Below are 22,488 nucleotides of genomic sequence, written 5' to 3' on the forward strand. Positions count from 1 at the left end.
AGAGGTATAGTTTTCTCAGAATCAGTCTCGCAGGTAATATGAATTGTTTCTTGTAAAGATCCTCTTTATAATCAATGCCTGAGTTGAAACATCCCGCTAAGGATAGCCTGATGCATAATATTGCAAATGAAACACCTGCTCAAATAAATCAGCCATTTGATCCGGTAACCAATGTTTTAAAATGGGTTTTACTAGTTACCGCCATTCTTTGTTTTCTAATCCTCATCTGGGGAACTGTTAAAACCTATCAACTAGTACCTCCTTTACCAGACCGTTTTGTAGCCTCCACAGGCGAAACTGTAATGACATCACAGGACATTGTGGAAGGAAAAGCAGGTTTTCAACGTGCTGACTTAATGGACTATGGCAGCTTATATGGTATGGGCTCCTATTTTGGCGAAGACTATACAGCAAAATATCTAGTGCGTTTAGGAGAATTGATCCAGGAAGAACTGGCAAAAATTCGTTTTAATAAAGCCTATTCCGAATTAACAGAGAGTGAACAATACGTTATTAATAAAGAAATGCAGAATTCACTGCAACACCTTGATCTTAATACAAAAACAAGCATTCTGACACCAGCACTCACCACCTCAATACGACAATTGCAGGCTGAAATCAGCCGATCGTTACTGAATCATAATTTTATAGCGGGTTATACCCAAGCTTATAGTTTAAATCCTGATACTGCGCTTAAAACTGCAAACTTTCTTATTTATTCCTCTTTAACAACGATAGCTCGCCGCCCAAATCAAAACATATCTTACACTAATAATTGGCCATACGAGCCAAGCGTTGGCAATACCCCTTCATCAGGAACATTTTATTGGACCTGGATTTCATTTTGCTTTGTGTTTATGGGATTTGGTGCGGTTCTCTACATTTATCATCGTTATTTAAGTGATGTTGATCATGGCCCCATGGAACCTATTTTTTCAGGTTTCAAACCCCTAACTCAAAGCCAGCGTAAAGTAGGTCAATATTTCCTTGTAGCCGCTTTGTTTCTTTTGCTGCAAATCGCGGTAGGAGCCATCATGGCCCATTATTATGCTGAACGTGAAAGTTTCTATGGTATTAATGTCAATACGTGGCTGCCTTTTAATTTCCTTCGAGACGTCCATATCCAAACTCCCATTATCTGGATCGGGCTTTCATGGATAAGTGCAGGCATATTTATGGCACCCATCATTAGTGGTAAGGAAGCCAAAGGACAAGGATTTTTAGTTGACTTCCTGTTTTATGTCACTTTGCTTGTAGTGGGTGGTGCCATCCTTGGCAATTACCTGGGGATTATGGGTTATATTGATAAAGCCTGGTTTTGGCTAGGTAATCAAGGCTTGTCTTACATACAATTAGGAAGACTATGGCAAATCGGGTTTTGCATTGGGTTGTTTCTTTGGAGCTTTATTGTTTTCCGTGGTATGTGGCCTACATGGAAAGGATTAAAAAAAGCCACCATTGAGTTCTGGACTGGTCGAATCAAGCTTGAAAACCTATTTTGGGCCAGCACTATCAATGTTGCTGTTTTATATTGCTTTGGGATGATCCCCTTAACAGGTATTGAAAAATCGTTCACCATAACGGATTTCTGGCGTTGGTGGGTTGTTCATCTATGGGTTGAACAATCCTTTGAGTTTTTTGCTGCCTGCGCTACAGCTTACTTGCTCATGGGAACTGGTTTGGTTTCCAGAAAAGCAGCAGAGAGAACAGTATATTTTGAATCCATTTTAATTTTCCTGGGTGGAGTAATTGGCACTGGTCATCATTGGTACTGGACTGGGACTCCCGAAATTTGGATTCCGCTAGGATCTATGTTTTCCTTTATCGAAGTCTTGCCACTGGTTCTTCTTATTATTGATGCGATTCAGCATCGACAACTGATTAAAAAGCAGAGAGCGTTTACCTACAATCTCGCTTATCTTTACATATTGGGAGCTGCATTCTGGAATTTTGTTGGTGCCGGTGTATTCGGAGGAGGTACACTTAATGCGCCACTGATTAATTATTATGAACATGGAACATTCTTGACTTTAAATCATGCCCATACTGCCTTATTTGGCGCATTTGGGCTTCTTGCTCTCGGGTTAATCTATTTTTGCCTAAGATATGCTGCCGGTGAAAACAAGACATGGAGTGACCGCTTGGGTGTTTGTGCCTTCTGGCTATATAACGCGGGGCTCTTTTTATGGATTGTCTTGAATTTTTTCCCGATTGGCTGGTCCCAGTTAATGGCAGTATACGAACATGGACTATCCTATGCCAGAAGTCTTGAGTTCTATAACACCACATTATTATGGCAATGGCTTCGTTTTCCGGGAGATGTCGTATTTGCCTTGGGCGCTCTTCTTATGGCTTATGACTTTATTGTTAAAATTGGGCCTTTTTTCCCGAAATTTGCCCGTAATCGCCGTTTTATAACGGGATCGCCAAAAGCAACAGGCTCTGGCACATGAGCAATGACCTAAAAGGCAGAGCCAGTGTATTTTATTTTAATGATTATTTTGATAAACCGAGTTCAGAAATGAATGTCGACATTCAGTTGATTGTATGTCGCGTTGCCATGGAATTCCAGTTAAGAGATCAGTCCCTACCTGGATCGGCCGTATTTGGTTCATCTTGAACGAAAATCGCTGCTTTTAGTTAAATTACACTTGTGCCAAATAAGGTCGATCAAATTCTTTAGATAACTCAGCCTCGTCTTCTTGTTCCACAGGCAAGAAGCCTGAGGTTTGCGCATCCCACATGGATTTGTATAATCCATTGTTTTCTATCAACTCTTGATGTGTGCCGTCTTCTACTATTGTTCCTTTGTCAAAAACCAGGATTCTATCCATATTAAGAAGGGTTGAAAGACGATGCGCCACAACTATGGTTGTTTTTCCCTCACATAACGGCTGCAAGGATTCTTGAATGCATTCTTCAGTCAAGGAATCCAGTTGTGAAGTGGCTTCATCTAAAATCAATATGGGAGTATGATGCAAAAACGCTCTTGCTATAGCGATTCTTTGCCTTTGACCGCCTGATAGCTTGGTCCCTCTCTCCCCTACTATAGTATTAAAACCCTGAGGCAAATTCTGAATAAAATCCATGCAATTTGCTAAAGAAGCTGCTGTGACTACTTCATCCTTGCCTGCATCCTCTTTACCATATTGAATATTTTCTAATAAAGTGCGATGGAATAAATTGGTATCCTGAGGAATCATACTGATTGATTTTCTTAAAGAATATTGCGTGATCTCGCTAATGTCTTGATTATCAATCAATATCCTTCCACTATCTACATCAAAATAACGGAGAATTAAATTAATGAATGTTGTTTTACCGCCCCCGGAATAGCCTACAAGACCAACTTTCTGTTTAGCCGGGATGACCAACGATTTATTGGTAAATAATTCCTGACCATCTCTATGACGAAATGTCACATTTTCAAACCTGATTTCACCGTGCGTGACTTTCAACTCTTTTGCATTGGCTATATCCTGAACTTCTATAGGTTGGGATAATATGGCAAGTGCCTGCTTTACTATCCCTATTTCGACAAACAAATCACAAAGCGAATTACTGAGACTCCACATTTGATTCATAATGGCAAATGAAGTCGCAAATATAAAAACCACGTCACCAGTGCTGATTAAATTCCTCTGCCAGAAGTTGATGACTGAATAAATCATGGCGATTAACATGATACTGACAGGAACATCGACTAAAAGACGAAAAAAATTGATGAAAAGAACCAATTGCTTATTACTTTGAACCTCTTTATTTTGTGTTTTCCAAACGTATTTTTTTTCATACTCATTTTGGACAAATAATTTTACGGTATTAATATTATTCAAAGAATCAACAATCTTCCCTTTTAAAATGCTTTTATCTTCCGCATTCACCCTCGCCAGCTTATTGATCTCTTTGGCTGAATAAAAACTGATAAATAATTGGATTATGATCCAGCTTAGCAAAATGAATGCAAACCAGGGATTAATGGTTAACATTAAAATGATTGAAACTACAATTGCCGCAAAAGTAGTGTTTACATTACACGATACAATTTTACGGATGGCTTCCAGTGATCTAGGTATATCACTTATCTTATTAGCCAAGTTTCCCGCTAATTGATTAGAAAAAAAATGATGGGAATGCTGGATTAAATAACCGAAAAGGGTCATACGGATATTGGCTTGAAATTGAGGAACGAGGTAGGCTTGCCACCAATTATGTAAACGCAACACCAGAATGACGCCAAACCAGGCAACTCCACCCAAATACAAAGCCGGTGCGATGTCTTGAAATATGCTTTCTTTTCCCCCTTTATGGTTTGTTATCCCATCAATAATCATTTTTAAAGCGTAAGGAATCACATTCGTTTCAAGCACCATCACCACTGGTGCTATGAAAAACAAAGCATAAAGCCAGGGACTTTTTTTAATAAAATGCCAGGAAAATCTCAAGATAGTCTTGGGCAATTGTTGTAAGTCAGACATATTCACATCCTTGTAAAAAATCTGGAACTTCTTCTTTAAGATAACAAAGCCGAAGGTAAAGAGTAAGAGGTTGCAAGCAATTAGATGATAAATTGATGAATTTTTACATATTAAATCATCACTTAATGAATATTTTGAACAAACATGTGCCTTACCAAACTTAAGGAATACTAAGCCATAAAATAGAGAGACAGCATATTACACCAATAAACCATACAGTAGAGCGTAGGGAAGACCAGTTCAGCAAGTAGAATAAATGGTAAAAAAAACGAGAAATAATATAGGCAATAGCTAGATATTGTGTCGGTAAAGACACGGAATTAGTTGCCAAAGCAGTTAAAGAAGCTGTTGCAAATATCAGTAAAGATTCAAAAGCATTTTGATGGGCTGCCAGAGCTCTTGCGCCAAATCCTTGCAAGCGAGCTTGCTGCTCTCTGGGATAACGATTATCATAGCCACCCGCCTTATGCATGGCATAAGCTACAGGAACTTTTGCCAGATAAGGTAGCAATATAGCGATAAACAAGCAAACAATTATAGTATACATGGTTATAGAGTATCTCAGGCATATATTAAAAATAACTAAATGACATATTAACCAAGATGTTCTCTCAACTCAATCGGGCAAATTTAATTGTAGTCGACTTTAGTTAGCAGGAAAACTCCTTAAATAGCTTTTAAATTAGTTTATAGTCATTTTTTGGCTAATAATTAATAAAATTGCTACAATTTTATTCTATAGTATCTTTTTGGTATGATAAAATGAACGAGTATATTGAGCTTTATGAGCGCCACAAATATGAGGGAAATAATACAATAGATTCCTTGATTCTGACTTTGAATAGTTTAAAACAGAGCAGGGAAAGCTGGGGACAGGATAACAAGCTTGCCAAGTATTTAGGCTTTGGATTGCGTAATGCTAAACACCCTTTTTTTCAACCCAAAGTGACGCAAAAAAATTTACAAGTAATAGAAACTGTTATCGAAAAATTAAATGCTTTAAAAGAGAGTCCGGATTACCAACAAGAAGGAGAGACATCAACAACTCGCCTGGATATTTTAGGGATATTAGGAGAGCGATTTAACGAATTATCCAAGAATGGTAAAACTCGTGGATTATTTAATTACGTCATGTTTGATGAGGGTTCAATTGATTTCTCAATGAGAGAGAGCACTCTTGTAGAACCATCACCTTTAGAAATTCTTACTGGAAATGAGGAGCCTTACGAAGATGAACAAACGTGGGAACCTCCCTATATTCATCAACTACTCGATTCAAAAGGAATACCACATACAATTTTTGACTCTTTAGAAAACAATGATTTAAATCTTGAAAATGATCTGGGCGATCATGTGAAGTGGGCTTATGACAATATTTATCGTCATTCCTATCCTGACTCACACCAAGAGTCGACTATAGCAAGATTTCATCACGGCATACAACATGTTACCCGAGCTGCAAACTATGCACCTGTATTTGCCAATTTATACAGGAGACATGGTAACGAGGAAGCCCAAAATTTAACAGCAACAGACATCAAACTCATCCAAATCGCTTTGTTATTCCATGATTCGGCCCGAGAAGGAGATGATGAAGATTTATGGGATCATGAAAGTGCTATCTTTTTATACTATTATCTGACACGCGTTTTACATATTGATGCAGAAACAGCAAGATTTGTAGCTGAGGCAACTGCGAACAAAGATCCGAGTCCCGAGAATGGCTATTTTCAGCTCATTGAGGACGAATATGGTCAATTATTCTGGCAGTTTGCTAAGTATGAAGAAGGACATTTTCCTGCAAAAAATATCTATCAAAAAATAATTCATGATTGCGATTGTCTTGATATCATCAGGGCAAGAAATCAATACGATGCCACCTATCTTGATTTTTATAAGGAGATAGCCAGCAAAAACAATCTTGCTTTAGAGGAGATGGCCGAACTTGTCGTAGAAGCCAGAGGCCTTATCTATAGCCAGGGTGATTCCTACATTACTAAAAAAGAAGAAATCAAAACAGGTTATGAAAATGAGGAAGCTCATGCCCGCATAATCAGGGATATGCAGTCAGAAGCTTATCCTATACTCAGCACATTGTATGGCAAACTGTTATCTGTAGAAGAATTGCAGGCTATGACCTTGGTTAATCTTACTCCTTTCGATGAAACAGCAGGAATGGCTGGAGAAAATCTGGCTGCGGCATTGAGAGAGGGGAGAATTCTGGCTCGTGGTATTACTACACCAAGTGCCATGCCTACACTTAGGCCCAATAAACCGACTCTAACAGATGAAACATTGGCCGAAAGAGAAATGCGAAAATCCATGCGATCTGACAATATTAACATCAAAAGCAGAAAAGAAGCACCCAATCTCAAATACAAAAACCCGCTGCGCTCAACCTCCATACTCGGTTATGGAAGTGGAGTCTATCCAGCTGCAGGCATGTTGATCTTCAATCCGGATATAGGCCAAATTAAGAGAATTTCAGCTGAGGATTTTGATAGCGGCCGAGGTCAAAAAAACCATCTGGCCCATTTACAAGAAAAAGAATACAAAGAGTCTCGTGAAATTCTGGAAAGGGAACTTGATGATCTTCATCATAAAATGAAATTGGGCTTATTTGGCAAGAAAACGCAACTTGGCTCAAATTACGTTGAACTTTTATATGACATTAACAAATACGATGCCATTTTCTTTACTAATGACCCAACCATAGGAAATGAAATTGCCTATAATGATTTCAATCCAGCCCATCCCCTGTCCCCTCTCTTGCAAGCCATTTATTTACAGAAGCAGTATGCAAGACAATATGAAGAAACTCGTAAAGCTTATTATGAACGCTATGGACAAGAGAGGGGTGAAACACTATTCCTCGAACGCTTTGGCCCTAACCAATTTTTACCAATTTACGAATATTCCGGCTTAAGGAATAAGTTAACGCCTTGTGATACAGAAAAATTAACAGATGAGAATATTGTTAATATGTGGGTGGAGATGTGTTCTGATTTCATGAGAAATGCGCTGTCCCATATGGGTAGAGATAATAGCTATGATTTTTACGATGAACTTCTTTATAACATGAGTATTGAAGACATAAAAGTTTTAAGCATGTACAAAACAAAAGGAAATATATTGGCAAAAGTGAATCAACCAGCTGATTTAAGCTACAATGTTGAATTAAGGGAGAAAATTACTGATGCCATTGCCAAAGCTAAAGAAAAAATAATAGCAGAATATGAAGAGGCTGTTTTCAAAAGACTTCAAGACAATCAATTATCTCCATTTTCAAAAGAAGCATTTTTAGCACTAGAATATAGCCCTCGTTTGAGAGATTTGTGCTCTGATAAAATAAAGGATGATCTATTACGCTTTATATACTCCCCAGATGGAGTCATTTCTTACAAATTATCAGATATTGCCTCAACCTCATTAAGAGAAAAAACAACGACGCTTGATATTCAACATTGCAGCACTAAGGAAAGGAATTTCTTGTGTAAAAATCAATTTTTACAAGCCTTTATTCTATGTCAGCAATTAGGTTTAGAGGGAGAAATACAATTCTTGCGCAACAAAGTGAATGAATTGGCAATACAAGTTATTAATGATCAAAGTGCTTTCATCACAGGGAGAAACTATGAATTGCAATCAGGCTTACATCAGATGATTAACCTAAACAATATAATGACTTTAATAGATAAGGACAATCACCTAAGGGATAACATTGAATCAATCTTATTGGAAATAGTTTCTAAACTGATAGACACCTACACAAATGAAAGGCTGAATTTATACGACAGCTACATGCTACTTAAGACACTCCAAGATGCAGGCATTCCAGATGTCAAATTAAAACATTACTTTAGGCCTGTATTAAACAAAGCGAATGAGACCCTCCATGAGAGGAAACCCCATGAGTGGAATCATTATTGCGCCATTGCCAAGTTGGTAGGAGATGAAGCGAAACCTTATATTTATAGCTGGTTGAATGATTACAACAAGCCATTCTATTCCGAGATTAATTCCATGCTTGATACATTTAAGAGTGCCGGGATTGTTTTTGATGATGAAAATTTGGATGTATTCAAATCATTATTGGAAAAAATTCATTACAATGATGCGGCCTTCAACTACGTTCGCTTATCATATTGGCTTAGGGTGATGAATAACCTGCAATCCTTAGCTCCTGAAAGCCATTATTCAGAATCCCAACTGGAAATATTAAAAAACCAATTTGATAGAGTCATTGAAAAGCTTATCAAGACTACAAAATCAGAGTATGAACATGCTTCCTACTACTCACAAGAACAAAAATGTTACCGTCAATTAACATCGTTTGCTGAAGAAATTAACACCATTTTGGCCTCTGATTTCTGTTTACCAGTCCCTGACTCGCTGATTACGGAATTCAATCTGACTCTGATTGCCTTTAGTGAAATGGACTTAAGCCAAACTAAAGTGGATAAATCAAAGTTTCATCTTTTAAAACAACTTCATAATAAATTGCCAAATCCGGAAAAAAGAGAGCATGCGATGGAAAAGCTCACTGAATGTATGGATTCAAAAAAACAAGTTGAAAAAGATCAAAAGCAAAACATTTCAGCAGCGGGCCTCTAGCCTGATAATATCAGACTGTGTCGATTCTGATTTGTACTCTTTGCGTATTTAAAAAAGCATATCAATTCATAGTGCGATGTTAACATCTTTTGGTTTGTAAAATTTATACCATATTTTATGCATTATCATGATTTAAGGATTTTTTATTTAAGATTGATGTTCTTGGCATGTACCGTTACTATTAAGCTCATAACACTCTGTAAAAACGGAAATAACGGAGAAGTAAAATGAGTGATATCAGTCGTGGCGATATTCGGGTTAAGGGTTTTACTGATTCAGAAATGGATTTTCAATTAATCCGGCAACTGGGCTCCAGCAGCTATAGTGCTGCATCAGTCGGCGAATGCTTAAATATTGCAAACGCCATGAAAAATGAAGACCCTGAAGAATGGGTCAGGCAGTTTGAACGGTTAGCCGAATGGCAAAAAAAAGACGGTTTGGAGCGCATGGTAAAAAACCACATCATAAGCGGTCGAGAACAATTATTCAAAGCCTCCAATTCTTTTCGTGCCGCTGAATATTACTCCCCTCCTTCTACAGAGCATCACAGAAAATTGGGATTGAATTCAGCAGATTGCTTTTGCACAGCCATCTCAAGCATGGATATCCATTTTGAAAATCATTCCATTCCTTATAAAAACATTAATCTCCCCTGCTATTTTATCTCCCCTGCCAATGATGGAGAAAAACGAGATACCGTCATGATAGTCAGCGGCTTTGATGGGACACTAGAAGAAGAATTCCTCATGCGTGGCTTGGCTGCGGTAGAACGTGGCTACAATGTGATTCATTTCGCTGGCCCTGGCCAAATGGATGTCTTTCGAAAATATCCGGACACTTATTTTGAGCCTGATTTTGAGCAAGTGGTCAAGAGAATCATTAATTATTTTGAGTTCAGGCAAGAAATCAACATGGCCAAATTGACATTGATGGGCATTAGTTTTGGCGGCTATTTCGCAACTCGTGCCGCAAGTCATGAACCAAGAATTAAGGTTTTAATTGCCAACTCCCCTATTCTGGATTTACATGCTTATATGTGTTCCTTTGTAAAAATGGACCCTTGTGAAATGCCTGATTCAGAAGATTTTAGTATCGATGACTTACCCTCTATACCCAATGAAGTGATGTCTGCCCAACTCAAAGCCCAAACAGAACATTTAATCAGAAGATTTGGACAACCTACTTTTAAGGCAACATTCAATTATTTAAGAGCATTTACTGTAGGTGACTCATTAAATCATATTAAAATTCCTTGTCTTGCATTATTAGGCAGTGGTGAAGGAGGAGAGCCTGGAAAACAATTTGAACAGTTTTGCAAAATAACCAATTCTGAACACTATGAATTTAGTGATTTTGAGGGCGCTGGAAGTCATTGTCAGGTAGGCAACGTTTCTTATTCGAATGCTGTAGTTTATGATTGGTTAGATAATTTATAAATAATAGTGTGCCTCTGCTTATAAAGAGATAAGAAATAAAGCAACTGATTTATTCAAGCACTGTTGAACCAAAAGGAATTAAGTATCATGTCACCAGATGATTCAAAGAAAAAATCAAAAGGACACATTGTCTTGTCTTCTCACCCGGCACGTCATACGCAAGCCCCATTAAAAATCAAATGGGGTGAAAAAAATCCTAAAGACAGAGGGCCTGTTATTGCCTCTCTCACCAACATCAAAAATCGAAATGCCGTTGGAACTCACTCAGGGTCTTATTCTGTTTACAGGGCCTTGGCAGTAGCCGCTGGTCTGCTTGATCCCGAACACGTTCCTGACCTGACCGACACCATGCCCCCTGTTGATATAGGGCCTCATAAACAATGGAGTGAAGCAGGTAAAATTGTCTCTCTCGATCCCTGGGGACATCTTGTGGCTTCTGTTTTTTCCGAGGAAATAAAAGCAGGATATGACATCAGACCAACAATTGCAGTCACAAGAGCACATATTAATATTCCGGAATTGCATATTGCCATGCAAAAAGGCAGATTAAAACCTGATGGGAAAATTTTAAGTGAAACTGGGGATGTTGTGGTAACAAAGGCCGCGATTGAACCAGTGTGGTACTTGCCTGGAATTGCAGAGCGCTTCCAGGTTTCAGAAGCATTGCTAAGACGTACTCTTTTTGAACAAACAGCAGGAATGTTCCCTGAATTGGTAACCCGCAGTGATTTGGATGTTTTTTTACCACCGATTGGCGGCTTAACTGCTTATTTCTTTGGTGATGTGACCACAATTCATAATCCGGAAATCGAATTAACTTGCCGTATTCATGATGAATGTAATGGCTCTGATGTCTTTGGCTCCGACATATGCACCTGCAGACCTTATTTGGTTCATGGAATTGAGTTATCCATTGAATCGGCACAAAAAGGAGGAGCCGGTCTTATCGTTTATAATCGCAAAGAAGGAAGAGCGCTGGGGGAAGTCACTAAATTTCTCGTTTATAATGCCAGAAAAAGACAGAAAGGTGGGGACACTGCCGCCAAGTACTTTGAAAGAACCGAATGCGTTGCCGGTGTTCAGGATATGCGTTTCCAGGAATTAATGTCCGATATTCTTCATTGGCTGGGGATCACTAAAATTCATCGCTTCGTTTCAATGTCCAATATGAAATACGATGCCTTGCTCAAATCCGGAATTAATGTCATTGAACGGGTAAAAATACCAGATGAACTGATTCCCCCAGATGCCCGGGTAGAAATAGATGCCAAGCGTGCAGCAGGATATTACTCACCAGAAGGAATTATTGATATCAACGAATTGGCCAAATCCAAAGGACGAGCCCTTCATGAATAATCAAGAGCAACAAATACAAAATGTTCTGAATATGCTTCGTGATCCTCACACCATCCGTGCACAGTCACATCGTATTTTAAATTTGGCGAAACAGAATCAATTAAAACATTTTTCCCTGAATCCAGAAAAAATGACAACGACAGCATCGTATATCGTAGACATTATTACCAGCCGTTACCCTGAACTCGATATTCCATATCACAGCCGCTGGCGTCATTTTGAAATGGATGGTCTTGCTCGAGTTAATAAGCTGCGCAAACAACTTGAGCCAATCTCCCCCTCAACATGGGGAAAAATACTCTATGAACTGGTCATCATCAGTGTTTTTCTGGATGCAGGGGCAGGACCGCTTTGGCGCTATAAAGAAGCCATCACAGAAAAGGAACACAGTCGCTCTGAGGGATTAGCACTGGCCAGTTTATATCTTTATGAAAGCGGAGCATTTAGTGCTGACCCCAACAACCCTTTCCGCGTGGACGCCGAGCGTCTGCTTGACTTTAAAGAAACAGATCTCATAAAAGGTTTTCAGGTCACCCCAACCAATTTGCTTGAAGGAATACCCGGACGAGTATCCTTGCTTAATCGTCTTGGAGAAATTATTCATCGTAAGAGACACTATTTTAATCACCAGGGGCGCCTTGGTGAGTTTTATACTTATGTTGGATCCTTGCAAAACAACAACATACTGTCTGCTACCCAATTATTTCAGGCCGTCTTAGAAGCTTTCAATGATATATGGCCTGTTCGATTGATATATCATGGTGTATCTCTAGGTGATGTTTGGATCCATAACGCATTAAAAACTGAAGAACCAGGCTCTGAATACATACCTTTTCACAAATTATCGCAATGGCTCACTTATTCTTTAGTAGAACCACTGGAACAAACCGGTATTCATGTCACTGATTTGAATGCGCTGACCGGCTTGCCTGAGTATCGAAATGGTGGTTTACTAATTGACACCGAACTATTAAAAGTAAGAAATCATGAAATTCTGGAGCAACCTCAAGACCCCGGCTCAGAACCCATAATTGAATGGCGTGCTTTAACCGTGGCCTTGCTCGATGAGTTAGCTTTATTAATCAGGCAACAGCTCAACATGAACGCGGAATCTCTTCCTTTAGCGAAAATACTGCAAGGAGGCACTTGGGAAGCAGGGCGACAGATTGCTCAAAGAAAAAGAATTAATGGTACACCCCCAATACAAATTATCAGTGATGGCACGGTATTTTAATAAGGAATAATAATGGACTTCAATCAAGTAATGGTTATAAATCATCCCCTCATTCAGCACAAACTCACCATAATGCGGAAAAAAGAAACCAGCACTGTAAAATTTCGAACACTGATGCACGAAGTAAGCATGCTATTAGCTTATGAAGTCACTCGGGATTTGGAAATAGAATATGAAGAAATAGAAACTCCCCTGGCTACTATGCAATCACCTGTTTTGAAAGGAAAAAAACTTGTTTTTGTCTCGATATTACGTGCGGGTAATGGTTTACTGGATGGCATGTTACAACTAGTTCCTACTGCCCGAATTGGTCATATAGGTCTCTACCGAGATCCTAAAACGCTCGAAGCAGTCGAATATTACTTCAAACTACCTGAACATACAGAAGACAGAGATGTGATTGTTGTTGACCCCATGCTGGCAACAGGAAATTCAGCCATTGCCGCGGTTAAAGAGGTCAAAGCCTTACATCCCAAATCAATTAAATTTCTTTGTTTACTGGCCGCTCCTGAAGGCATTTCCAATTTTCATGGAGAACATCCTGATGTCCCAATATTCACAGCAGCCATAGATGAGCAACTGAATGATCATGGATACATTGTTCCTGGTTTAGGAGATGCAGGCGACAGACTATACGGCACAAAATTAGCCCATTAATGTTGAATTATCCTTATTTCAGGGATACCAAATCAGCCATTAGTGAGCTGAAATAGTAATTAAGGTTGTCTTGCCCTTTCAGTAATGACTGCTTTCACCTTTTGACAAGGGCATGCTGAAAAATTACCACTAACTGTTCTGTGGACCCCTCTGAGTGTTTATGTGGGACAACAGATGTGATGTATCAAGATTCTGAAGAATTTTGGCAGGGAAATGCTAAGAAACAAACGCCAGCAAATATAATCTCTTGGCATAGCCCTTATTGCATAAAGTCATATCTACAGGACTTACGATAAACCCCAATTTCTTTGTTAAACAATGTTTTTAATACGGTCATTTAGTGTATCTAAACTCCCTCATTAAAAACATTTTTTGCCTCGACCTTGGAGTTTTTCGTAAGTCCTGATCTAATCACTCTACGAGGGAGCGAAGAATGTTAGAACTGAACGACAAAGAAAACGCAGTCATTAAGGCTATACATCATAATCATAAGAAACGACTTGAAAGCCAAATGATAACGCGTTTTGGGGTATATTTTGAGCAATCGAACCATCCTGAAAAATTATATTCCTGGATAGAAAAAATTGAAGACACACGTCTGCTAGCTAATCACTATCTGGATACTATCGCTCTAAGTCGAGCTCCAAGCACCATATCGTCATTGGAAAAGGAAACGGCTGGCTCTTCCTATTACATTGAAAAGGCAAAACTGCTTATTCCGGAATCTATAAGAAATTTTCTTTCTGAAATCAATTCTTCCAATGACAACACCTTATTCAATTTTGTAGCTGCCGAGGTCTTCTCTCTCGCTTTGGGCAAATCGATTACCGACCTGTTATTTGATTACTTCAATAATGAATTTTTAGGAGCACCAGAGAACGTTCAAAAAGAGTTTAATGAAAATCTGGAAAAACAAACTGAATTATCCAATTTGATAAAGAAAGAATGTGAGCGCATCTCCATAGAAATTATCAAATTATTTCATTTCAGAGAAATGCTGCTACTTGGAAAAATAAGCAAATCACCAATTGAGCCCAATTCCAGAGAGGAATTTATTGCCAAAGCAAAGATTACAAACCAATCTGGTGAATCCATTCATTTGGCTATCGAAATCTATTTTGCACGCGAATTAAGTCGTATTTTTAACTCGGGTTTTAAAGCACTTTATCAAGTCCATGATGTGGAAATTCAAAGCGAACATCAATCACCTCTGGTCAAATGGATCAATCAAATGTCAGAGTCTGAAAAGGTTCGATTGGCCTTTACTCAGGAAATCCAGTTGAAATTCATGCTCCTGGCAAAAGATTTTTTACTTGAAAAAATGAATCAGAAAGGAATACTCGCAAGATACCCTATTATTTTTTCACTCTTTGCGGGAGTCATTATTGCTCCAATAGTCGGTGTGACTATGAGTATTATTAGTGGCGGCACTTTTATATGGGCTATAGCAGCTCTGGCAGTGCTGGTTTTTGCTCTCTCTTGTATAGCAACTCACCTCCTAATCAATAAACTCAGCGTATTAACCTATCAACGCTCTTCGGATAACAGAGCTCATATTCAGCAATCTATCGACATGATCAATGGAGAATTTTTACGTTTGAAAAAAGAAAGTTTATTAAAAAAGGAAACAACCAGTGAAGTTATTGAAAATACAAGAGATTTTGAAAAGATCAACCGGAACTTTCATTTAGTCACGATTGGTAAAAAGGTAGCCAGAGGCTCAGTATCCGGATGGTTAAGAGAATATGCTTCTCGATACAGGCATAGTAAAGCCATCGAAATCGATTTGGGAGATGAATACAAAGAATTAATTACGCAAAGCAGGATACAAACTCAAGAACTCATTCATTCGATTAACAAGAAGAAACCCAAATTATTGATTAAATGGATTCACGATACCATGACTTATTTGCGGGATGAAAAAAATCAATCTGTGATTGAAGAATTTGAATTAATCCCCAAAATCAAAGAGCAAGTCCTTGAGATTGTCTGTCAACTCAACTACATCCCTCCTATGTTATTGCAATTCTATTCTAACTCCAGAGAGAAAGGCGGTCTTGGAGGCAATGAATCCGATTTTTCTCATATAAAACGTTTGAACCCCATCGATGCGCCAGATAAACCCAAGCATAACCCCTATCATTATCTCTGCGATACCGCTCTGAATCTGTTTAAAAAATATGAGCCTTTATATACTTCGACTTGTATTTTTTTAGGAGACCCTGAATACCGACAAATGTTAGGTATTGCCAGAAGAGATGCAGAGGAACCTGTAACAGCGGAAAACATCAATCGTTATCTTGATAACTCCTACACCTTTTTACTATCGCTTTGCCATAAAATCAAACCTGGATTAGGACTGGATCCCTTGCAACAATCAGCGCGCGTCACGGATGAATTCGTTCTCTACAGAATGCTGTTGCTAAAACAGCTTGCGGCAATTTCCGAATCTGACAGCAAAGAAATAAGCAATGAAATCAAATTCAAGATTAGGCTTTTTATTCAAAAATACTTTAATCAGGATACCAAAATTATTTTTGATGATCTTGAAAACCAAATGTTTTTGTTAAATAAGGAAGCTCCAAATTCCCATATCTATAAAAACAGCGATCATTTTGAGGTAATCGATACGGAGTTGGATAACATTTTTCAAGCCATCACGCTTGATATGGCTTATAACTCCAATAATTTCAGATTCATTGATATTCTTGATTATTTCATTAATAAATTTATTAAAGAACAGGACTCTCAGTCCGCAACAGTATTTGCATATGGAAAAGCCGAACAGGAAATCAATCCTCAAGGTACAAAATATTATCTTAAAACTCTTGCTCAATACTGTAACAATACGGCTGAATTTTTAAAAAGCGCTCAAACCAATAAAACACTGACGGCCACAAATCTTCTTGATTGTTATCGATACAATATCAGCTTGCAAGTTTGTAGAACACAAATTCGGATTATCTGTAGCATAAAGGAAATCAATAAGCTAAGAGTGACGAATGAGACTACTGAACAAATAGCCACTCTACTCAAGTCCTTTCAACAACTTACAGAATTTGCAAAAATCCATTGTTACTCATTAAAACCCGATTCCTCCTGTTATCGATTATTTAAACTGATTGAAAACAAAGCCATCGAATCCAATTTATCCAGAGACTGGATAAAACGACTTGATGCAAAGGACGCTCTCATTTACATGATGGATGATCTGCCTAATCAGTTAAGACTTTCTAGAGATTACAACGTTTCGAATTTATTTTTTAGTTCGACAAGGCAAAATAAAAGAGAAAAAATGGAACCCTCGGAAGAACTTATAGTGAGACCAACCTAAATTAATTCAGAGGTATTATTGGTAAATAAAAACTCGGTACCTTGGAACCTGGATGGCCAACACAAGGACATCCAGGTTTTTCTATGGCACTGTTAACAAAGTAGATTAAGTACTTTAAGGCATCTTAAGGCAAAAAAGAAAAGAACGTTGTATCACGTTTATCAAATCGTAATGTGAGGCGCTTATTTTCTTTAATTTTTCCAAAAAAGCGCTCAATAGCCGAACGGGTTTTATAACGTTCTTTATCTCGAACCCCAGGGCAAATAGCCCCTTTCTTGCGAGGAATAACTGCCGTTTTTCCAGTACTATTAATTTGACTTCTCACCTTGCCACAATCATAACCTTTATCAGCAATAATATATTGAATTCCTCGCCAGTCACTTTATTGCCAAAGAGAGTTAAATTCATTCATATCCACCTGATTACTTGCAGATAAGCACGCTCCATGTATTTTTCAGGAGAAAGGGCCACATGAATTTTAGTACCTACATCTTTACGACCACGACCTATAGATTGAGGTCTTTTTTTAGAAGCTCCAGAACCATGGCGATGAATGCCAATGTTAGTACTATCAACCCAGCTTTAGGGTACATTTAATTTATTGCAAAAAGTTTCCTTTTTATCACAATATCTACTTTGTTAACAGTGCCATAGGTGAACCAATCTTTGCGCAATATTGCCATTGTAATAAGTGTCGAGAACTTGCTTTATTGTCTGAAAATCATCAGGATAAAATAGATTATTCCTTTACCGCAGCTTATTTGACTCATAATTTCAGCATTGTATCTGGCGAAAATAATCTTGAGAGTCTCATTAGAGAAAATGCAAAATTATTGCTTTGTGCAACCTGCAAAAGCCTTATTTATGGGATTTTCCTTGATCCCACAAAGCAAGGCGGCATTGGTGTCAATGTTAACAATTTTAACTTCAACAAAAACACACCAGACTCATTTAAATCAGTAAGGCATATTTGATACGCCAATCGTATTATTTCAACGATACTCTGCCTAAATTTAAAGATGCTCCTAAAGACCAATTTGGTTCTGGAGAACTATTTGAGTGAGATCCCTTAAGAATTCACAAGTTCTTTCAACTCTTCAGGAACATTCTTATTATTAATTTCCATACGCTGCTCTTTGAAGAAACGACCACATTGATGTAACAAAGAAGGCACCTCCGTTTTTAGCCCAAGCTCTCTAATGTAATTACTCAATTCCATGGACTCTGAGATGTCTACTTCTTTGTTATTATCATCCACTAATATGATTTTTTGGATATTGGGAAATGCTGCCCTTAACATTTGACGTTGCTCTTTTGACATGTTCCTGATTTCACTAACATCCAGGCATATGGTTTGAATATGAGATAAAGAATTCTTGAACAAAGCCAAATCAGCAAGAGATAAACGATATAAGCAGGTTGAGCGTAAATCAAGGGATGTCACACCAGCAGGGATAGCAGCAAAAAGTTGTGCTAATTCAGCACCATTTCTGATGATACCGAAACCATTACTAGTTAAATTAAGACAAACAATGGTATTAGGAATGGCAGCAAATGCTTGAGTTAATACAGCACTTGAGATACCTAAGACATTCCCAGTCAAATTCAGTGAAGTCACACCTGGAGGAATAGCAGCAAAGACTCGTGCTAATTCAGCACCACTCATGATGTCACCTAAGTTATTCTGGCTTAAATTAAGGCCGGTAACACCTTTCGGAATAGCAGCTAAAGCTTGCGCTAATTCAGCGCCACTCATGAGGCCTAAGTGATTCCGGCTTAAATCAAGGTCAGTAACGCCTTTCGGAATAGCAGCTAAAGCTTGTGCTAATTCAGCCCCACTCATGCCATCAAAATTGTTCCAACTCAAATCAAGAGAAGTGATGTTTTTATGGATTGCAGCAAAAACTTGGGCCAAATCGATACCACTTTTGAGTCCTAGACAACTCCAGCTCAGATCGAGCGAGGTTACATCAGTAGGAATAGCTTCAACAGCTTGAACCAAACTACTATTTATGATTAAGTTTAACTTGTAATGCATATTAAAATCTCCACTTTATGGCTAACAATTAACCTGAATGGACATAATAATACCCAATTAACTGCAACAAAAATTGATTGTTTGTATGTTGTGTATACAAATTTCTTATAGGTTAGTATTAAACATACCCCCAGCTATTGATAAGAGATCACCAGTGTATTTATTTCTGCTAGGTTGACCATAGGGCCGAGCCATTAGTATTCGAAAAATGAACGTTACATATTTGAGCTCAACCTAAAAAGCAAGGTTAAGTGTTAGTTAAAATCAATTTGCCGACTGCAATAGAATTTTTCAAGATGCCTAAATGTCAATTTATAAAAAATTTGTATACACAACATACAAACAATCAATTTTTATTCCCGATAATTAGAAATTATTATACCACATTGTTTTAAATTAAATCACACCATGAGGTTTAAGATGTATTACCGATTAAAATTAACTGAATACAACAATAATTTAACACAAGCTCTTGCTGCAATTCCTAATGATATCACATCGCTTTATTTGAGCGAGATTGACTTGGGTAAGATGAGTGAGGAGCAATTAATAGAAATGTTTGCGACTATCCCCACCAGTGTGACATCGCTTACTTTGGGGAGAAATAGTTTATGCCACATAAGCAGTACCAGATTAGCACAAATCCTTGCCAAAATTCCCTGTAGCATCACCTCGCTTCATTTAGAAAATAATAATCTGGATAATCTGAGTGGCGCTGAATTAGCACAAGCCTTTGCTGCTATCCCTGCCAGCGTGACTTCACTGAATTTGGCTGGTAATAGATTAGGTAACAGAGGTGCTGAACTTGCACAAGCCTTCGCCGCTATCCCTAACAGCATCACTGCACTGAATTTGCAATATAATTATTTAGGCGATTTGAGCGGTGACGAATTGGCTCAAGTCTTTGCAGCTATCCCTAATAGCATTTCCTCTCTTGATTTGAGTTCGAATGACTTTGACGACCTAAGTGATGATGAGTTAGCGCAAGCCTTTGCTGCTATCCCTAAAAGCGTGACTGATCTTAATTTGAGTAATAATGTTCCTCTAGTCAAGAAACTACCTCAAGCTCTTGAGGCCATCCAAAGCGACATTACTTATCTTGATTTGAGCTCGAACCATTTGGAAGTCAGAAGCGGTGCCGAATTAAAACAAATCTTCACATCTATCCCTCATGGCGTGACTTTTCTTAATTTAAGTGGAAATGGGTTAGGGTCATTCAGTAAAAAAAGTAGAAGAAATAGTACTGAACTAAAGCAAGCTTTTGAAGCTATTCCTGAAAACGTAACTTCTCTTGATTTGCGTTTCAATGTTCTAGAGCAATTAACCCGTAAAGATTTATCTCTGCTTAAAGATTCTTTACCACATGTGCGAACCGTTTATCTGGAGGCCAGCACAGTAGCCCGTATGTCAAAAGAACAACGTCGAGCATTAAGAGAGGTATTCCCCAACATTCAAAAAATCAGGTTAAAAGGTCCTGGTGATAAAAAAGACTCCACACCAATACAAATGGGTAATTATATCAGAGAACTTGGGGGAGAATCAGAGGTACCCTCTTTAGTGCACCAGTGCTTCCATTTCTTTAGACAACAGCACATGAGCATCAGTAACATGAATGTCTCCAGAGATATAAAAGAACTTAATGACAGCTACAGGCAATCCATGTGATCAGAATATGGGTTATAGCGAAGTTTTATATGGCACTGCTAACAAAGTAGATTAAGTACTTTAAGGCATCCTAAGGCAAAAAATGTTTTTAATAAGGGAGTTTAGATAAACTAAATGACCGAATTAAAAACATTTTTTAACGATGAGATTGGTTTTTTTCGTGAGTCCTGTAGAAATCTTACATCTCACTGGCATAAACACTTTTGGTTTCTGCTTGTCCTTTTTCTTGCAATTCAAATCGAGTTTTCTGGTAATCCAAAGATTGTTGCCACCTGGAAATAATAATCGTGGCGATTGCATTAGCCATCATATTAATAATTGACCTGGCTTCATTCATGAATTTATCGATACCCAAAACAAGAACGACACCTGCAGCAGGAATGTGTCCTATCGTTGCTAATGAGCTCGCCAACACAATAAATCCGCTTCCGGACACCCCAGCGGCACCCTTGGAACTAATGATCATAACTCCCAGAAGCGATAACTCCTGCCAAACTGTTAGATCAGTATTGGTAGCCTGTGCAATAAACATGGCAGCCATTGTTAAATAGATTGCAGTTCCTGCCAAATTAAAAGAATATCCTAATGGCAGGATCAAACCGACTACAGATTGCTCACATCCCAATCGTTCCAACTTCTGCATCAAACTTGGCAGTACGGTTTCGGAGGAAGCGGTGCTCCACACGATTAAAAGCTCATCCTTTAAATACCGTAACAAATGCCAAATATTAATTTTGCAATACCATTGCAAAAGACTTCCCAAGATAATCAAGATAAAGAAAATGGAAGTTAGATAATAACAAGCCAATAATCCAATTAAATTAAACAAAGGACCAACTCCAAATTTCCCGACACTGAATGCCATGGCGGCAAAGGCAGCTACAGGCGCCATATACATTACAAAATGAATGATTTTAAAAAAGACATTAGACAGGGTCTGCATTCCAGTAACCAATGATTTACCTGCATTGCCTGTAAGAATCAGGCCGATCGCAAACAATATTGAAATAAAAATAACTTGCAGCAGTTCACCATCTACAAAAGCGCTAATAAAAGTTCTCGGGATAATATTAATTAGCAAATCAGTCACATTGGTTACCTTATGTGCCCCCTCAAGGTAAGAACTCGCTTCCTTGGCATCCAGAGAATTGGGATTCACATTTAAACCAACACCAGGCTTAAAATAATCTGTCGCCAGAAGACCTATCAGCAATGCCAGAGTTGTGATGAACGTAAAAAAAAGCAATGCCCCACCTGCCAAGCGCCCAACTTGCCTCATATCATTCATTGCTGCGATTCCGGAGACCAGGGTGAGAAATATAATAGGAGAAATTAGCATCTTAATGATTTTGATAAAAACATCGGCTATAGCTTTTAATTGAACCCCTACATCAGGCAAAAAATATCCAAGCAAAATACCAATGAAAACACCCAGAAGAACTTGTACATATAATTTTTTAAGAAAATTCATTTTTATTCTCCAGGTCGTTTACTATAAACAACTATTCAAAAGCAAAGCATGAAGCACTAAAAATTCTTTCCCTAGACAAATCATTATTACATGAATAGTTTAAATTATTCTAGATATGATCAATATTGATATATTTTTTCAATTTTAACTATTATTACAACAATTTGAAGATATTTTGAAAAATAAAATTGCAGAATTGATTGCT

At 38.1% G+C, this 22,488-nt stretch carries 15 protein-coding genes; 10 read left to right on the forward strand and 5 right to left on the reverse strand.

The genetic code is table 11. The features are described from left to right. The first annotated feature begins 110 nt into the window (after window positions 1–110). Together OQJ02_RS11150 and OQJ02_RS11155 are read left to right on the forward strand one after the other, a co-directional pair. Window positions 111–2,453, forward strand: coding sequence for a nitric-oxide reductase large subunit (locus tag OQJ02_RS11150; protein ID WP_265719107.1), 2,343 nt, complete (start codon window positions 111–113; stop codon window positions 2,451–2,453). After that, on the forward strand, window positions 2,450–2,620 hold the full coding sequence (locus OQJ02_RS11155) for a hypothetical protein (RefSeq protein WP_265719108.1): 171 nt from the start codon (window positions 2,450–2,452) through the stop codon (window positions 2,618–2,620). The genes OQJ02_RS11150 and OQJ02_RS11155 overlap by 4 nt, the downstream gene beginning before the upstream one ends. A 25-nt stretch (window positions 2,621–2,645) precedes the next feature. Here OQJ02_RS11155 and OQJ02_RS11160 read toward each other — a convergent pair whose 3' ends face one another. Further along, window positions 2,646–4,478: an ABC transporter ATP-binding protein gene (locus OQJ02_RS11160; RefSeq protein ID WP_265719109.1), complete on the reverse strand. Its 1,833-nt coding sequence runs from the start codon at window positions 4,476–4,478 to the stop codon at window positions 2,646–2,648. A 160-nt stretch (window positions 4,479–4,638) separates the two neighbouring features. Then, window positions 4,639–5,025: an MAPEG family protein gene (locus OQJ02_RS11165; protein ID WP_265719110.1), complete on the reverse strand. Its 387-nt coding sequence runs from the start codon at window positions 5,023–5,025 to the stop codon at window positions 4,639–4,641. A 215-nt stretch (window positions 5,026–5,240) separates the two neighbouring features. On the opposite strand from OQJ02_RS11165, the gene OQJ02_RS11170 reads away from it, so the two are divergent. From OQJ02_RS11170 to OQJ02_RS11195, 6 genes are all read left to right on the forward strand, one after another. Continuing rightward, complete coding sequence (locus OQJ02_RS11170; protein ID WP_265719111.1) at window positions 5,241–9,092, forward strand: lpg2239 family Dot/Icm T4SS effector; 3,852 nt, start codon at window positions 5,241–5,243, stop codon at window positions 9,090–9,092. 227 nt (window positions 9,093–9,319) lie between these two features. Next, window positions 9,320–10,528 carry an alpha/beta hydrolase family protein gene (locus OQJ02_RS11175; RefSeq protein WP_265719112.1) on the forward strand — a complete coding sequence of 403 codons (1,209 nt, stop codon included), beginning with the start codon at window positions 9,320–9,322 and terminating at the stop codon, window positions 10,526–10,528. A gap of 87 nt (window positions 10,529–10,615) precedes the next feature. Next, window positions 10,616–11,884, forward strand: coding sequence for a GTP cyclohydrolase II (locus OQJ02_RS11180; RefSeq protein ID WP_061512720.1), 1,269 nt, complete (start codon window positions 10,616–10,618; stop codon window positions 11,882–11,884). Further along, window positions 11,877–13,118, forward strand: a complete 1,242-nt coding sequence (locus OQJ02_RS11185; protein WP_265719113.1) for a URC4/urg3 family protein — start codon at window positions 11,877–11,879, stop codon at window positions 13,116–13,118. The genes OQJ02_RS11180 and OQJ02_RS11185 overlap by 8 nt, the downstream gene beginning before the upstream one ends. Before the next feature lie 12 nt (window positions 13,119–13,130). Further along, a complete protein-coding gene (upp, locus tag OQJ02_RS11190; protein ID WP_027222345.1) occupies window positions 13,131–13,775 on the forward strand; it encodes a uracil phosphoribosyltransferase in 645 nt (214 codons plus the stop codon). Between the two features lie 433 nt (window positions 13,776–14,208). Then, complete coding sequence (locus tag OQJ02_RS11195) at window positions 14,209–17,109, forward strand: hypothetical protein (RefSeq protein ID WP_265719114.1); 2,901 nt, start codon at window positions 14,209–14,211, stop codon at window positions 17,107–17,109. Window positions 17,110–17,233: 124 nt separating this feature from the next. On the opposite strand, the gene OQJ02_RS11200 is transcribed toward OQJ02_RS11195, so the two are convergent. Continuing rightward, window positions 17,234–17,434: a hypothetical protein gene (locus tag OQJ02_RS11200; protein WP_416209889.1), complete on the reverse strand. Its 201-nt coding sequence runs from the start codon at window positions 17,432–17,434 to the stop codon at window positions 17,234–17,236. Window positions 17,435–17,819: 385 nt separating this feature from the next. On the opposite strand from OQJ02_RS11200, the gene OQJ02_RS11205 reads away from it, so the two are divergent. Continuing rightward, on the forward strand, window positions 17,820–18,083 hold the full coding sequence (locus OQJ02_RS11205) for a hypothetical protein (RefSeq protein ID WP_265719115.1): 264 nt from the start codon (window positions 17,820–17,822) through the stop codon (window positions 18,081–18,083). 95 nt (window positions 18,084–18,178) lie between these two features. On the opposite strand, the gene OQJ02_RS11210 is transcribed toward OQJ02_RS11205, so the two are convergent. Further along, window positions 18,179–19,147: a hypothetical protein gene (locus OQJ02_RS11210; RefSeq protein ID WP_265719116.1), complete on the reverse strand. Its 969-nt coding sequence runs from the start codon at window positions 19,145–19,147 to the stop codon at window positions 18,179–18,181. A 420-nt stretch (window positions 19,148–19,567) separates the two neighbouring features. Between OQJ02_RS11210 and OQJ02_RS11215 the strand changes: the two genes are divergently transcribed. Continuing rightward, complete coding sequence (locus OQJ02_RS11215; protein WP_265719117.1) at window positions 19,568–20,812, forward strand: hypothetical protein; 1,245 nt, start codon at window positions 19,568–19,570, stop codon at window positions 20,810–20,812. A 178-nt stretch (window positions 20,813–20,990) separates the two neighbouring features. Here the strand turns inward: OQJ02_RS11215 and dctA are convergent, their stop codons facing one another. Then, window positions 20,991–22,283 (reverse strand): C4-dicarboxylate transporter DctA, encoded by a 1,293-nt coding sequence (gene dctA / locus OQJ02_RS11220; RefSeq protein ID WP_027265627.1) that lies wholly within the window; start codon window positions 22,281–22,283, stop codon window positions 20,991–20,993. Window positions 22,284–22,488 lie beyond the last annotated feature (205 nt).

It is taken from the genome of Legionella sp. PATHC032, from assembly GCF_026191185.1.
Lineage (GTDB): Bacteria > Pseudomonadota > Gammaproteobacteria > Legionellales > Legionellaceae > Legionella.